The sequence below is a fragment of the Elusimicrobium minutum Pei191 genome, assembly GCF_000020145.1.
Lineage (GTDB): Bacteria > Elusimicrobiota > Elusimicrobia > Elusimicrobiales > Elusimicrobiaceae > Elusimicrobium > Elusimicrobium minutum.
The window spans coordinates 1531328-1545142 of record NC_010644.1; the positions used below are offsets into that span (position 1 = coordinate 1531328).

Annotated in this window: 9 protein-coding genes, 3 tRNA genes and 2 rRNA genes; 4 read left to right on the top strand and 10 right to left on the bottom strand. The window is 40.7% G+C overall.

The window, feature by feature from the left end; all coding sequences use genetic code 11:
- Window positions 1-172 precede the first annotated feature (172 nt).
- From EMIN_RS07325 to EMIN_RS07370, 8 genes are all read right to left on the bottom strand, one after another.
- Window positions 173-3209 (bottom strand): 23S ribosomal RNA (locus tag EMIN_RS07325).
- A gap of 320 nt (window positions 3210-3529) precedes the next feature.
- Window positions 3530-3602: transfer RNA gene (locus EMIN_RS07330), tRNA-Ala, on the bottom strand.
- An 18-nt stretch (window positions 3603-3620) separates the two neighbouring features.
- Window positions 3621-3694 (bottom strand) — tRNA-Ile (locus EMIN_RS07335).
- 165 nt (window positions 3695-3859) lie between these two features.
- Window positions 3860-5371, bottom strand: a 16S ribosomal RNA gene (locus EMIN_RS07340).
- The 16S and 23S rRNA genes sit together here with 2 tRNA genes alongside, the layout of an rRNA operon.
- A 1210-nt stretch (window positions 5372-6581) precedes the next feature.
- Window positions 6582-7049 (bottom strand): type IV pilin protein, encoded by a 468-nt coding sequence (locus tag EMIN_RS09640; protein ID WP_012415605.1) that lies wholly within the window; start codon window positions 7047-7049, stop codon window positions 6582-6584.
- Window positions 7050-7068: 19 nt separating this feature from the next.
- Window positions 7069-7986, bottom strand: a complete 918-nt coding sequence (locus tag EMIN_RS07360; protein ID WP_012415606.1) for a TerC family protein — start codon at window positions 7984-7986, stop codon at window positions 7069-7071.
- Between the two features lie 94 nt (window positions 7987-8080).
- Window positions 8081-8470, bottom strand: coding sequence for an acyl-CoA thioesterase (locus EMIN_RS07365; protein WP_012415607.1), 390 nt, complete (start codon window positions 8468-8470; stop codon window positions 8081-8083).
- A gap of 1 nt (window position 8471) precedes the next feature.
- Entirely contained in the window at window positions 8472-8888 is a 417-nt protein-coding gene (locus EMIN_RS07370; RefSeq protein ID WP_012415608.1) for a secondary thiamine-phosphate synthase enzyme YjbQ, read from the bottom strand.
- A 33-nt stretch (window positions 8889-8921) separates the two neighbouring features.
- Here EMIN_RS07370 and EMIN_RS07375 point away from each other — a divergent pair, with 33 nt between their 5' ends.
- Window positions 8922-9665, top strand: coding sequence for a hypothetical protein (locus EMIN_RS07375; RefSeq protein ID WP_012415609.1), 744 nt, complete (start codon window positions 8922-8924; stop codon window positions 9663-9665).
- A 40-nt stretch (window positions 9666-9705) separates the two neighbouring features.
- Window positions 9706-9776, top strand: a tRNA-Gly gene (locus EMIN_RS07380).
- A gap of 223 nt (window positions 9777-9999) precedes the next feature.
- On the opposite strand, the gene EMIN_RS07385 is transcribed toward EMIN_RS07380, so the two are convergent.
- Both EMIN_RS07385 and EMIN_RS07390 read right to left on the bottom strand, forming a co-directional pair.
- A complete protein-coding gene (locus tag EMIN_RS07385) occupies window positions 10000-10419 on the bottom strand; it encodes a hypothetical protein (RefSeq protein WP_012415610.1) in 420 nt (139 codons plus the stop codon).
- Between the two features lie 85 nt (window positions 10420-10504).
- Window positions 10505-11659: a phage/plasmid replication domain-containing protein gene (locus EMIN_RS07390; protein ID WP_012415611.1), complete on the bottom strand. Its 1155-nt coding sequence runs from the start codon at window positions 11657-11659 to the stop codon at window positions 10505-10507.
- Between the two features lie 778 nt (window positions 11660-12437).
- Between EMIN_RS07390 and EMIN_RS07395 the strand changes: the two genes are divergently transcribed.
- Together EMIN_RS07395 and EMIN_RS07400 are read left to right on the top strand one after the other, a co-directional pair.
- Entirely contained in the window at window positions 12438-12827 is a 390-nt protein-coding gene (locus EMIN_RS07395) for a zinc ribbon domain-containing protein (protein WP_012415612.1), read from the top strand.
- An 18-nt stretch (window positions 12828-12845) separates the two neighbouring features.
- Window positions 12846-13754 (top strand): hypothetical protein, encoded by a 909-nt coding sequence (locus EMIN_RS07400; protein ID WP_012415613.1) that lies wholly within the window; start codon window positions 12846-12848, stop codon window positions 13752-13754.
- The last annotated feature ends 61 nt before the right edge of the window (window positions 13755-13815 follow it).

A 13815-nucleotide genomic window follows, 5' to 3' on the forward strand; every position in this document is an offset into this window, starting at 1 on the left:
TTTGGGGTGGAGAAGGACCGCCTCATCAAGCAATTACTCTACGCGGTTTGCTCCTTCTCACGGGTTACCTACTACATCATAGGCAACTTAAAACTTTTTTTAGAAAAACCAAGCTCACTTACTTTAGTTTTGAAAATGTCTCAAAGCCAAAATTGTGTGTTGATTAAAGAATACGGCCAAGCCTCACGACCTATTAGTACTGGTTAGCTGAACACATTACTGTGCTTACACCTCCAGCCTATCAACCCGGTAGTCTTCCGGGGGTCTTATGAGTACTTAATGTACTAGGGAAACCTTATCTTGAGGCGGGTTTCACGCTTATATGCTTTCAGCGTTTATCCCTACCGAACACCGCTAATCTGCTATGCCCTTGGCAGGACAACAGATATACAGGAGGTTCGTTCATCCAGGCCCTCTCGTACTATGGACAACTCCTCTCAAGTTTCCTACGCGCACAACAGATAGAGACCGTACTGTCTCACGACGTACTGAACCCAGCTCACGTACCACTTTAATGGACGAACAGTCCAACCCTTCCCACCTGCTTCAGCGGGAGGATGTGATGAGCCGACATCGAGGTGCCAAACCGAGCCGTCGATGTGAACTCTTGGGCCCGATCAGCCTGTTATCCCCAGGGTAGCTTTTATCCGTTGAGCGATGGCCCTCCCACGAGGTACCACCGGATCACTATGTCCTGCTTTCGCACCTGTTCGGATTGTCATCCTCACAGTCAAACTCCCTTCTACCATTGCGCTCAATGCCTGATTTCTATTCAGGCTGAGGGAATCTTGGAACGCCTCCGTTACTCTTTAGGAGGCGACCGCCCCAGTCAAACTGCCCACCTGCCACTGTCCCCAACCCGGATTCACGGGTATAGGTTAGAATCACAATCCACAAAAGCTGGTATTTCACGGTTGACTCCACAACCTCCTCAAAGGCTGCTTCAAAGTCTCCCAGCTATCCTACGTATCGAGAATCGTAATCCAATAACAAGCTACAGTAAAGCTCCATAGGGTCTTTTCGTCTTGTTGCGCGCAGCAAGCGTCTTCACTTGCACCACAATTTCGCCGAGCCCATCGTCGAGACAGCGGCTTCTTTGTTATGCCATTCGTGCAGGTCGGAACTTACCCGACAAGGAATTTCGCTACCTTAGGACGGTTATAGTTACCGCCGCCGTTTACCGGGGCTTAAGTTCACTGCTTCGCCTTGCGGCTGACAGATCCCCGTGACCTTCCGGCACCGGGCAGGCATCAGGCCCTATACATCATCTTGTGATTTCAGCAGAGCCCTAAGTTTTTGTTAAACAGTCACGAAGCCCATTTCACTGCGACCGATTCACAATGTATTGCTACATCATTACTACGGTACTCCTTCTTCCGAAGTTACGGAGCTAGTTTGCCTAGTTCCTTGACGATGGTTATCTCGCGCGCCTTAGGATTCTCACCCCATCCACCTGTGTCGGTTTACGGTACGGTTATAATGTGAACTCCCCACGAAGTTTTTCTTGGCAGTGTAGTTGGACCACTTCGCTGTATTGCTACAGCTCGTATTCAGTTTTCGACTTAACAATCTGACGGATTTACCTATCAGAAAATGCCTACGACTTTAAACCTGGATACCTATACCAGGATGGCTTACCTTCCTGCGTCCCTCCCTGAGTTATGACGCGCACATTATAGTTCAGGAATATTAACCTGATGTCCTTCGCCTACGCCTTTCGGCCTGAGCTTAGGCCCGACTGACCCTGAGCCGACGAACGTTGCTCAAGGAAACCTTAGATTTTCGGCGGGAAGGATTCTCACCTTCCTTATCGCTACTCATTCCAGCATTCTCACTTATTAACGCTCCAGCACTCCTTACGGTATGCCTTCACTGCTGTTAATAACGCTCCTCTACCGCTACAAAAGTCCGAAGACTTTTGCAACCCGTAATTTCGGTAATATACTTAGCCCCGAGTCATCTTCGGCGCAGATTCACTCGACTAGTGAGCTATTACGCACTCTTCAAAGGATGGCTGCTTCTAAGCCAACCTCCTAGCTGTTTAAGTAAATCCACATCCTTTACCACTTAGTATATATTTTGGGACCTAAATTGACGGTCCGGGTTGTTTCCCTTTTGCTCGTGAAGCTTATCCCTCACGAACTGACTGCTGTAATATTCGCCGCAGTATTCGGAGTTTGACTGACGTCGGAAAGAGGGTCGCTCCCCCTAGATCAACCAGTGCTCTACCCCTGCGGGTTAAATTACAACGCTAGCCCTAAAGCTATTTCGAGGAGAACCAGCTATCACCAAGTTCGATTGGCCTTTCACCCCTAACCCCACCTCATGTAGGAACTTTTCAACGTTCAACACTCCGGACCTTCATTCTCTGTTACGAGAACTTCATCCTGGACAGGGTTAGATCACTTGGCTTCGGGTCTAATATGACTAACTAATCGCCCTATTCGGGCTCGCTTTCACTACGGCTCCGGACCTCATCAGCCCTTAACCTTGCTAGGCACATTAACTCGCTGGATCATTCTTCAACAGGCACGCCGTCGCGCATTATACACCGAAGTGTATCATAGCGCTACGACAGCTTGTAGATGTACGGTTTCAGGTTCTATTTCACTCCCCTCCCGGGGTTCTTTTCGCCTTTCCCTCGCGGTACTGGTTCACTATCGGTTGCCAGAAAGTATTTAGTCTTGGAGAGTGGTCTCCCCAGATTCCTACCGGATTGCACGTGCCCGGCAGTACTCAGGTACTTGTTAAGAGTCTGGTAAGTTTTTGCTTAAAGGACTATCACCTTCTATGGTCGGACTTTCCAGACCGTTCAGCTAACTTCCAGATTGGTAACTCTTTGTGTCTAACACGAACAAGCCCTACAACCCCGCCCCACGCACTGTAGCCACCTTAATGGATACAGTGCGGGAGACGGTTTGGACTATTTCCGCTTTCGCTCGCCACTACTTACGGAATCTCTTTGATTTCTTTTCCTCCAGGTACTGAGATGTTTCACTTCCCTGGGTTGTCTTCTATAACCCTATCTCAAGAGCCGAAGCTCCTGTATTCAAGTTATGATTTATGGGCTCACACCCATAACGGTTCCCCGATTCAGAAATCCCCGGATTATAGGATATTTGCTCCTACCCGAGGCTTATCGCAGCTTATCACGTCTTTCATCGACTTCTGGCACCAAGGCATTCACCATACACCTTTGTAGCTTGACCATATTCTTTAATCCGACCTTTAAGATCGAACAAAATTTTGGTCTTTGAGTTTTTGCTAGATAACAATCTATATGATTATTTTCGTTTTACTAATTTGTTTAACTATTAATTGTGTAAGTGCTGTGTATTTCCCTGCGCGGGAAATATACAGACGCTTGGTTTTCTAAAAGTATAATATCTTTTTCCGCACTGCCGACGCCTACTCGCTCCTAAAAGCTTTCACCGTACTAGTGGAGATTTACCGGAAAAGATTAATTATAAGTTATATCTAATTTTCAAAGAACTACAAATTTGACGCAACATTTGCACTATGACATTATTGGAGCTGATCGGGATCGAACCGACGACCTCCTGCTTGCAAAGCAGGCGCTCTCCCAGCTGAGCTACAGCCCCTTAATAAAAAACATAAAATGGGCCCGGGTGGGATCGAACCACCGACCTCACGCTTATCAAGCGTGCGCTCTAACCAGCTGAGCTACGAGCCCATGCTTAGAATTTAAGGTTAGATTCCATCATAGAAACTAACATTTCTAGATAATCGTTGTCATATTTAATGTGCGAGTGGCCAACCTGAAACAAATAGTGCTCTAAGCACTCCACCATCAAGTTACCGACCTATTCTTAATTTTATATTGCTATAAAAAAAGAATAAAGGAGGTGATCCAGCCGCACCTTCCGGTACGGCTACCTTGTTACGACTTCACCCCAATTACTAATCACAACTTAGGGCCCAGACGACCTGAGCACTTCTGTTGCAATTAACTTTCGTGGTGTGACGGGCGGTGTGTACAAGACCCGGGAACGTATTCACCGCAGCGTGCTGATCTGCGATTACTAGAGATTCCGGCTTCATGCAGGCGAATTGCAGCCTGCAATCTGAACTGGGGCATAGTTTAGGGATTGGCTCCATCTCGCGATATTGCTGCCCTCTGTCTATGCCATTGTATTACGTGTGTAGCCCTGGACATAAAGGCCATGATGATTTGACGTCATCCCCACCTTCCTCCACGTTATCCGCGGCAGTCTTCTGAGAGATCCTATTGCTAGGCAACACAGAATAGGGGTTGCGCTCGTTGCGGGACTTAACCCAACATCTCACGACACGAGCTGACGACAACCATGCAGCACCTCGGCTGGCTTTCTTGCGAATCACATCTACTTTCATAAATGTTACTACCAGTCGTTCGAGCCCAGGTAAGGTTTTTCGCGTAGCGTCGAATTAAACCACATAATCCACCTCTTGTGCGGGTCCCCGTCAATTCCTTTGAGTTTTAACCTTGCGGCCGTACTCCCCAGGCGGATAACTTAATGCGTTAGCGTCGGCACGGAAGGGGTCGATACCTCCCACACCTAGTTATCATCGTTTACGGCTAGGACTACCGGGGTATCTAATCCCGTTTGCTCCCCTAGCTTTCGCACTTCAGCGTCAGTAAAGGCCCAGAAATCCGCCTTCGCCACCGGTGTTCCTCCAAATATCTACGCATTTCACTGCTACACTTGGAATTCCGATTTCCTCTGCCTCACTCAAGATCGCCAGTTTCAATTGCAGTTTCTGGGTTGGGCCCAGAGATTACACAACAGACTTAACAATCCGCCTACGCGCGCTTTACGCCTAGTAATTCCGAGTAACGCTTGCCACCTACGTCTTACCGCGGCTGCTGGCACGTAGTTAGCCGTGGCTTATTCGCAGAGTACCGTCATTTTTTTCTTCCCCTGCAAAAGGAGTTTACAATCCGAAAACCTTCATCCTCCACGCATCGTTGCTGGATCAGACTTGCGTCCATTGTCCAAAATTCCCCACTGCTGCCTCCCGTAGGAGTGGGGCCCGTGTCTCAGTGCCCCTGTGGCCGGTCGCCCTTTCAGGCCGGCTATCCGTCGTCGCCTTGGTAGGCCATTACCCTACCAACTAGCTGATAGACCATAAGATCGTCTTGAAGCGATAAATCTTTAATCACTAAGTGATGCCACTAAGTGATATTATGGAGTATTAGCTAATCTTTCGACTAGTTGTTCCCCACTTCAAGGTAGATTCCTTATGTATTACTCACCCGTCTGCCACTAGAATTTTTCATGTATTGCTACACAAAAAATTCCCGTTCGACTTGCATGTGTTATGCACGATGCCAGCGTTAACTCTGAGCCAGGATCAAACTCTCCGCAAAATTAATAACCCTTAAACAGCAAGGCTGCTTAAAGATTACCAATCGTTACAGTTAGCTTGTTTGACTTTTGACTCTATACTATTGAATTAACATTGGACCTATATATAAGGTAATTATATATAAGCTCTTGTATGTTCTACTTCGTTATTACTTTGTTTCGTTTGAGAAACTTGATATTGTCTAATACTGATGTATTAGTCTGTTTCAAGTTGCCCATTCGCACATTGCATCAAATTTTCAGAGAGCGAAATTTCCTCTCCGCTATCCTCCTCTTTAGAGGAAGCCAAGGAAATTTTACTTTACTTCTTATTAGTTGCTATTGAACTATAAGAATATTGTAACAAAAGTTTTAAAGCTTGTCAAGCGTTATTTTTCATTTCCTTTTGATTATATTCAAAAGGGTTTTACTTTTTACAACGCTTTTCAAAATTTAACTTCTTTATTTATTGCTTTTAAATATTATAACAAAAAAACTTTGAGTTTGTCAACTGCTTTTTATTTTAGAGTTAAAACAACTTCTTTTTTTGTAAATTTAAAAATCTGTTTTCAATCCGTCTTTTTCAAGCACCTATATATTATAACAAAACTAATTTAATTTGTCAACCTTATTTTTCTTAGCCTCATAAGCTCATATTAATTTGGCCGGGCTTAAGTATATATAAGATATATACAATTTTTTTATTTTAAAAAGATCAAGTGTTTTGCTTGGTACTTATATATTATATAAAAGAGCAGAAAAAAATGTCAAGCCTTTTCTTTTACTTTCTTAACTGCTTGCAACTTTTGTTGCAGAGGCAATTTGAAAAGGTTTATTTTTTAGTTAATACTAGTTCAGCAATAAGCTGTTTTAAAGTACCTATAAAGTATAACAAAAGTTTTTTACTTTTGCAACTCTTTTTATTTTTAACGTCTGAGAAAATCCTTATTTGCTTTGCTTGTTTTTTTGCGCAAACAATATTTTAGCACTAATTTAAAGACTCTAAAAAACAATTTGGTTCTTTTAGTATATAAAAAAACTCCGTGTTTTTCACACGGAGTTTTTTGTTTTGTTATATCTATTTAAGTCCGTTGGTGAATTAAAGGGAGTAAAAATCTCGCCCATAGTTTCTTTAAAAAAAATCTTTAAGAGGTTCTCTAAACATTGGAGAATAAATATTCCTATATGCATATCCAAAATTTTTCGCAAACAAAATCCCGGCAACAGTTTCCTTTATAATATATACCTTTTGAACGGCATTCCGCTAGAGTCAGTTCCTTGATCATGGAATTGCCCTCCCAAAGTTTTGCAAATATCATCATATTTGCCCAAAAAAGATACACAAGTAAATTTGTTCGCAAGACCTGAGCCTGAGTTGTAAGTAGAGCGAACAAACTCAAACCTGCTAGGGTTTGCCGCCCCCTTTTTTACGGCGAGTATGCCGTTAATCCCTACCGAATATACAAAATCCCGCGTTTCGGAAATAATCTCAATAGAAAGTTCATCTAAGTTTGTGGGCCAGGAACCTGTTTCTAAAAGGAAAACCTCGGCCGCGTTTCTTAAAGCTTTTACATTAAGCAGCGCTTCCGCCGCGCGACTTTTTTCTACAGATTTATTATACTGCGGCAAAGCTATGGCTGCCAGTATACCTATTATTAAAACAACTACCAATAATTCTATTAACGTAAATCCTTTTTTCATAAAGCCGCCATGGAAAATATTATTTTTCCTGTGGTTTCCAAATATAATTTGCACCGATAGAAAACGCCAGCACAGAAACTATAACGCCTAAAGATAATAATGTGGGGACATGAAACCAATGCGCCGCTATCATTTTAGCGCCTACAAAAGCAAGTATAACCGCTATACCGTATTTAAGATACGGGAATTTGCCCGCCATTCCGGAAAGCAGAAAGTATAAAGAACGAAGCCCGATAATAGCAAAAATATTAGAAGTATAAACGATAAAAGTGTCTTGCGTTATTGATAAAACCGCCGGTATAGAGTCGATAGCGAAAACCAGGTCCGACATTTCGACAACCACTACCGCTGCGAAAAGCGGCGTTGCGAAAAGTTTGCCCGCATCTCTTACAAAAAAGTTGTTGCCGTGGTAATCATCCTTAAGCGGCATTATTTTTTTAAGCATTTTATAAGCTATGTTTTGGCCGGGGTCAAAATCTTCCTCCCCTTTGGCAACCATTTTAACAGCAGTAAAAATTAAAATGCCGCCGAAGATAAGCATCATCCACCAAAATGAAGTAATTAATTTTACGCCGGCGAAAATAAAAATAAACCTCATAACCACGGCGCCTAAAATACCCCATAATAAGACGGTGGGCTGGTTTTCAGCCGGGATAGCGAAATAAGTAAAAATCATAATAAACACAAACATATTATCTATTGATAACGAGTATTCAACAACATATCCCGTAAGATACTCAACGCCTTTAGCCGAGCCCAAAGTCAGGAATATGGCTAACCCAAATAAAAGCGCCAGTCCTACCCAGCAAGACACCATTGTAAGAGCTTCTTTAATGGTAACCTTACCATGATGTTTGTTCATTATGGCAAGATCAATAAAAAGGGCAACCGCCACGATTACCCAAAATGCAATCCACATTATTATATGTACGTTCATATATTAAATTTTATCAATTATTAGGTTTGTTGTATTAAAAAATCCCCGCGCAATTACGGGGATTTAAATTTTATGTATTAAAAGATTTCTTATATCAGGCGCCAAGCGCGTCCGAAACTTCTTTCGGCATATAAGTGGGAACGCCCATCTTGTTTACGCAAACTAAAGTTGTTTTGCCCTTGGTTGTAATTTTGCCGTTTTGGTTTGTGATAATATTTTCAAAAACTATTTTTATGGGCGATATTTCCAAAAGTTTTGTTTCAACGCTAAGTTCGTCCTGGTAAAGCGCGGGATATTTATATTCAACTTCCTGCCTGGCTACAACAAAAAATATCCCTTTTTCCATAAGATTTTTTAAATCAAACCCTTTACTGGCTATATATTCCGTACGGGCCATTTCAAAATATTTTAAATAATTGGCGTAATAAACAACATTACCGCAGTCCGTATCGTGATAATAAATTTTTACTTTAATAGCGTGCATCTTACTCTCCTATAATTTTTATTAAAACTTTTTTGTTCCTTTGTCCGTCAAATTCACCGTAAAAGACTTCTTCCCAAGGCCCGAAATCAAAACGACCGTTTGTAACGGCGATAACAACTTCCCGGCCCATAATGGTGCGTTTTAAATGCGCGTCGCCGTTATCTTCCCCGGTAAGATTATGGTCGTAACCGTTGATATCATAAGGGGCAAGCTTTTCCACCCATTTAATGAAATCTCTGTGTAGGCCCAGCTCATTATCGTTAATAAAAACGCTTGAAGTTATGTGCATGGAGTTTATCAAACACAAACCTTCTTTTATACCGCTTTTTTTAAGGGCCAGCTCAGTCTGCTCTGTTATATTTATAATTTGGTACCGTTTTTCCGTGTTAATTATTAAATACTCTGTATATGATTTCATAAAAACATGATAGCAATTTGTTAAAATATAAACATGAATGATGAAATGCAAAAAAAGGTAATCCTTTCCATGGCGGCGCTTTTCGTGGCTGTGCTGTTAATGTTGCCTATGGCTTACTATGTCAAAAAAGCCAGGAATATCGACGGCGCCCTTGACCCTAAAATAATAGAAGATCTTAAATCCGACGTTGTTGTGGTAGATTCCAGAAGAAACCTTTTTTCAAGCGAAATTGTTCTTGAAGGAAGCCGCAGCGTAGCTTATGAAAACGTAGGCGCTTCCATTGTTACGCCGGCAAGATATAACATAAAAACATTCTCAGACAAGGATTTTAAAATTTTGGGCGAAGCTCCCTGGGGCCTTTTAAATACCGTGCATTCTAATTTAGACGACCCTATGCTTGTTAAATATGTTTTTAACAATAAAATTGTTAATGATTCTTTTATGGACAGGAAAGACGTTGCCAAAATAATAAGTGACCCTAAAGAGTTGTACCGTATAGCCCAGTCCGAAGAAGAATTAAGTAAATTTTTTAATTACGCCGCCGTAAAAGCCGCTTTAGGCAACCAGAAGATAGTTGAAACTATCGGCGCCAGCAGAATAATGGATTCGGTTTTACGCGCTCCTGCCGCGCAGTATTTTATTAAAAACCCTAAAAGCAGCGCGCAGCTTATTAACAAAAGCCCTACTCTTTCAGCCTTAAAAAAGAACCCCGGAATTGTAAACGCTGTGAAGGCAAACCGTAACACGAAAGATATAGCCTCTACAATTTTAAAATAAAATTTGTTATAATATTTGGGTAGTGATTAAAAAGATTTCCGCGGGCGTGGTTCAATGGTAGAACATAACCTTGCCAAGGTTGAGACGAGGGTTCGATTCCCTTCGCCCGCTAAGTTTAAAAGGCTTCCTGGAAAGGAAGCCTTTTTTGCATTTATACGACGTAAGTTTAAGTGTCTGCATTCTCCCATTGAACCACGCCCGCAAAAATCTGGTGTTTCTTGGGTTTGTGTAAATGAGGTAAGGTTTGGGAAGGTTTTGGTAAGGTTATATCTTTGTAAAACCGGCTGCAAGGTAATAACAGCCGGTTCTATCACTCATATTTCCAGCGTAGATGTTATATTTTTCCCAAACTTTTATCTACTTCTGTCCAAAAAGACTGGTTTTTAAACTTTGAGAAACCTCCGCTCTCTACCAATTTTGATGGAAGGCTTGCAGTCATCCCTATCCAATGCTTTGTTATGTGTATTTCAAGAAATCCTGCTTCTACTATGGGTAGAAATATTTCTTCATGTCCATCCATCTGTAAATATGACAAATCGTAAACCAAGATGGCATTTGGCAAATTTTTAGCCAGAGATGTCATGCAAGCCACATCATACAGCAAGGCAGCTTTATTTTCATCTGTAATCTCAACTTGTCCAACTACTGTCATATTTATATTAGCAGCGTATTTTAACGCCTCTTGTACTTCTTTATTGGCAGCTATGACATTATTGTCACCCAGGGCTGTTTTATATAAGATTAGTGCATTCATTTTTTTATCTCCTCAGCTGTAAGAGCCTGTTTTAAATATAAATATATCGGAGCTGTAAACAATTCACAGCCCCGTACTAATGAGACTACTTATCTGTATCTATATCAGACACTAAGTTAAGCGGTTGCCATGCAGCAAGCGTTTCACGTATATGCTCAACAGCTTTACTGATAGGTTCAGCCGCAATATTAGACTTGTGCCTGTCTACACTTTTTAAAATATAGCGCACTTTATTTGCATCGGCAAGCTTGCGGAGCAAACGTTTTATTTCGGGGCGTTTCATATCTCGCTCAAGTATTGAAAGCGCAAAGGAATTTAAAATATGTGACAAGGATTTTTTGGGACTTGCCGCAGCTATCTCATGCAAAAGTTGAGTGTCAGAGTAATCTTTATCCGCATATTGTTTTGGCACAGCATTTACCAAATTATTAAATTCACGGTTTAACAGTTCCTTTGCAAAATCAGCGTTGAAAACATCATGTATTGTAGGGTTTTTGACACCTATTTTCGCAAATTCGCCACGAATACTCTGTGTTTTAGTCAGCCTTACCTCTATACGCATAAGTGCAATTTTTCTTTCAATCAGGGCTGTAATATAGTCGGGTATCGGTCTTTTATTATTACGGCATTCTTTTAGAATGTCATCAATTTTATTATAAAGGCACAGCATACGGCTGTTATTGGCACTTGCAAGACCTTCACCACCACCATTATAACGGACATTTCCAATCTCCCGCCTATATTTAACTTCAGCATTTTGCAAATAATTAAGAATGTTGGCGACGGTTACATTATGCGGTAGCAGTACATTTTTGGCATAGTCAATTCTTAAAATTGTACTGTCAAGAGACCACCTTTTGTGTAGTTTAATCTTAATGGCCAAAAAATCTTCTTCTATTTTTTTGAGGATTTTCTCTTTGTCTGCTTCTGTGATTTCGTATAGATTGGTTCCCTTGTAGCATTTAGGCAAAGAAGCCTCATAAATAAAGTACCAGTCCCCTGCATAAATCACAGGCTTAAAAATGCCTTGTTTCCTGTCCGCTGCATACGTTTTAGATAAGCAGCCGCGCGAAGTGAAAGACTTGTCAGCAAGAACTTTAGGTATTAAGATTTTAATACTATCCACGCAAACACTCTTTTTGGCAAGTTCAGCGAGAGCCTCTGCACTTAACTCTTTAACGACAACGTCTTCTAAAAAGACGGGGAATTCTTTTATTATTTCATTCTCTTCATTCTTCATTTCTACTTTCTCCTTTTCATCATTTTTTATGTGTGGGAACTCATTACCACATATCCCATATAAATGATGAAGTCAGGAAAATTGGCAAAATACTGAATTTTAGGCTGTTTTTTATGCTTTTGGCTCTCTTTCGGGGCCTTTTTATATATAAGGGGTATATATTTACCGCGACAGGCAGAAAGTCCCTTAAAAACAGTAATTGGGTGCGGAAAACGGATTTAGAAACAAAAGAGCCCCGCACATTGGTTGAATGCAAGGGGTAGTAGGGATTTCAGGATATTGGCATGACAATCGTTTTTTATTGTCTTTTTTCTAAAAAACAACAAATTTTTATATCAATATATATAGTAATACTATATGGATAGTGAAGGAGTGATTGCGGTTTTTTGAAACGCGAGTGCAGTAAGTAGGCTGAATTAGTTGTGGGGGATACTTTTTTGCCGCAACAAAACAAAAGTTTTTTTAATATGATAATGGGCAGTTATGGTACAAATTCACGAGAAAAATTATAAAATATATCTAGACGTACTAAAATTTATGTTGCATTAGATTGTTTTTGGACCCGTGCCGAAAGGGTACGGATTAGCCTAGACGTTTTAGGTTTTCTTATCACTCCAAGAATAATCGCTCGCTTTATCGGCATATCCTAGTGATGTGCCGAGGGCGGCGGTTATCTATGGGAATGTGATAAGACTCATAGCATAGTTCGCCGCCTTTTTTATTGGTAAATTGGGCGCGGATTAAAAGTAGACTAATCAAATAAAAAAGCGAGGTAATTATGGCATTAATAAAATGTAACGAATGCGCCAAAGAACATTCAGATGTAGCGGTAAGCTGTCCGCATTGCGGATACAGCAGCAAAGCAGAAGTCCAAAAAGTTAATTCAGCAGGAAACAGGGCGAGGAAAAAGAAAATACTTTTTTGGCTCCTTTCCTTAATAATCTGCCTTGTGATATTCGGCATAGCGTTATTTATAGATAACGCGATAGTCAGTCATAACAGAGGGGTATATGCAAGTGCGGGGCCTTTGGCAACCGGAACGATAAGTAGAGGGATGGGGTTCAGTATTTATTGTGTTATTTCGCTTACCATAGGTATTTTAGGCGGATTTATTTCTGCATTAATGGTTGTGATAAAAATCATATCCTACTGGATTAATAAAAATTAAGTTAACGGAGAATAAAAAATGAAAAAAATTATAATACCCTTAATATGCTTAGCCGTTTGTTTATGTGCCTGTGGTAATAAGGAAGAAAGTTTATATAAAAAAGCAACTAATTTAGAAAAAGCTTTTGAATATGAGCAAGCGGGTATAGAATATAAAAAATTTATTTATACTTTTCCCGAATCCGCTCTTTTGCCACAAATTAAAGATAGCTTGGAGAGTGTCGAAAACAAGCAAAAAGAAATCAATAAAAATATTTCAGAGGTAGAAGCTTTTAATGAAGTTGGTAATTATGATAATGCATTGAGAAACTTGGAAATTGTATCTTCTGGTTCAATTTCGGTGAATACAAAGAAAAAACTAGCAACCATAAAAGCTGATATTTTAAAAAATCAAAAAGAAAATAAACTTGGCGGTGGCTATCAAGACGCTAAATGGGGGATGTCAAAATCTGAAGTCAAAAAGGTGCTCGGATATAGGGTTAAAGAGGAGGGCTCCAACTGGATAACATTTAATCTAGGCAACAGAAAAGAATTAGACGCTGTGTTCTTTAATGGGAAATTATATTTAGCAAGATTGTCGCCAAAAATAGAAACTGAAAAAGAATATAAGGGTTTATTGCTTGGTCTGGTGTCAAAGTTTGGAGAAGGCACTCCACAAAGCAATATGACACGCTCATATTTACATACTCTTGAGATACCTGTTGTAACTATTGTTTGGGAAGATGCCAACACGAATATTACTTGGTCTGCGTGGGATAATACAAGCAGGGATGTGCAAAACTTTTCTTATGATGAAAGCTTTGTAAGAGACTCCGTCATGATAGAATATTCAAGCAAAAGAATTGAAGAAGAGAAAAGATTGTCAGGAATTCAAAAAGATGGAGAGGTATTAAAAAAAGAGGCGGACAAAGTTTCATCTTACCTTTAAAACCTTAAACTAAGAAGAAACAAGGTGACCTTAACAAACACTTCGTATTTTTTTAATGCGG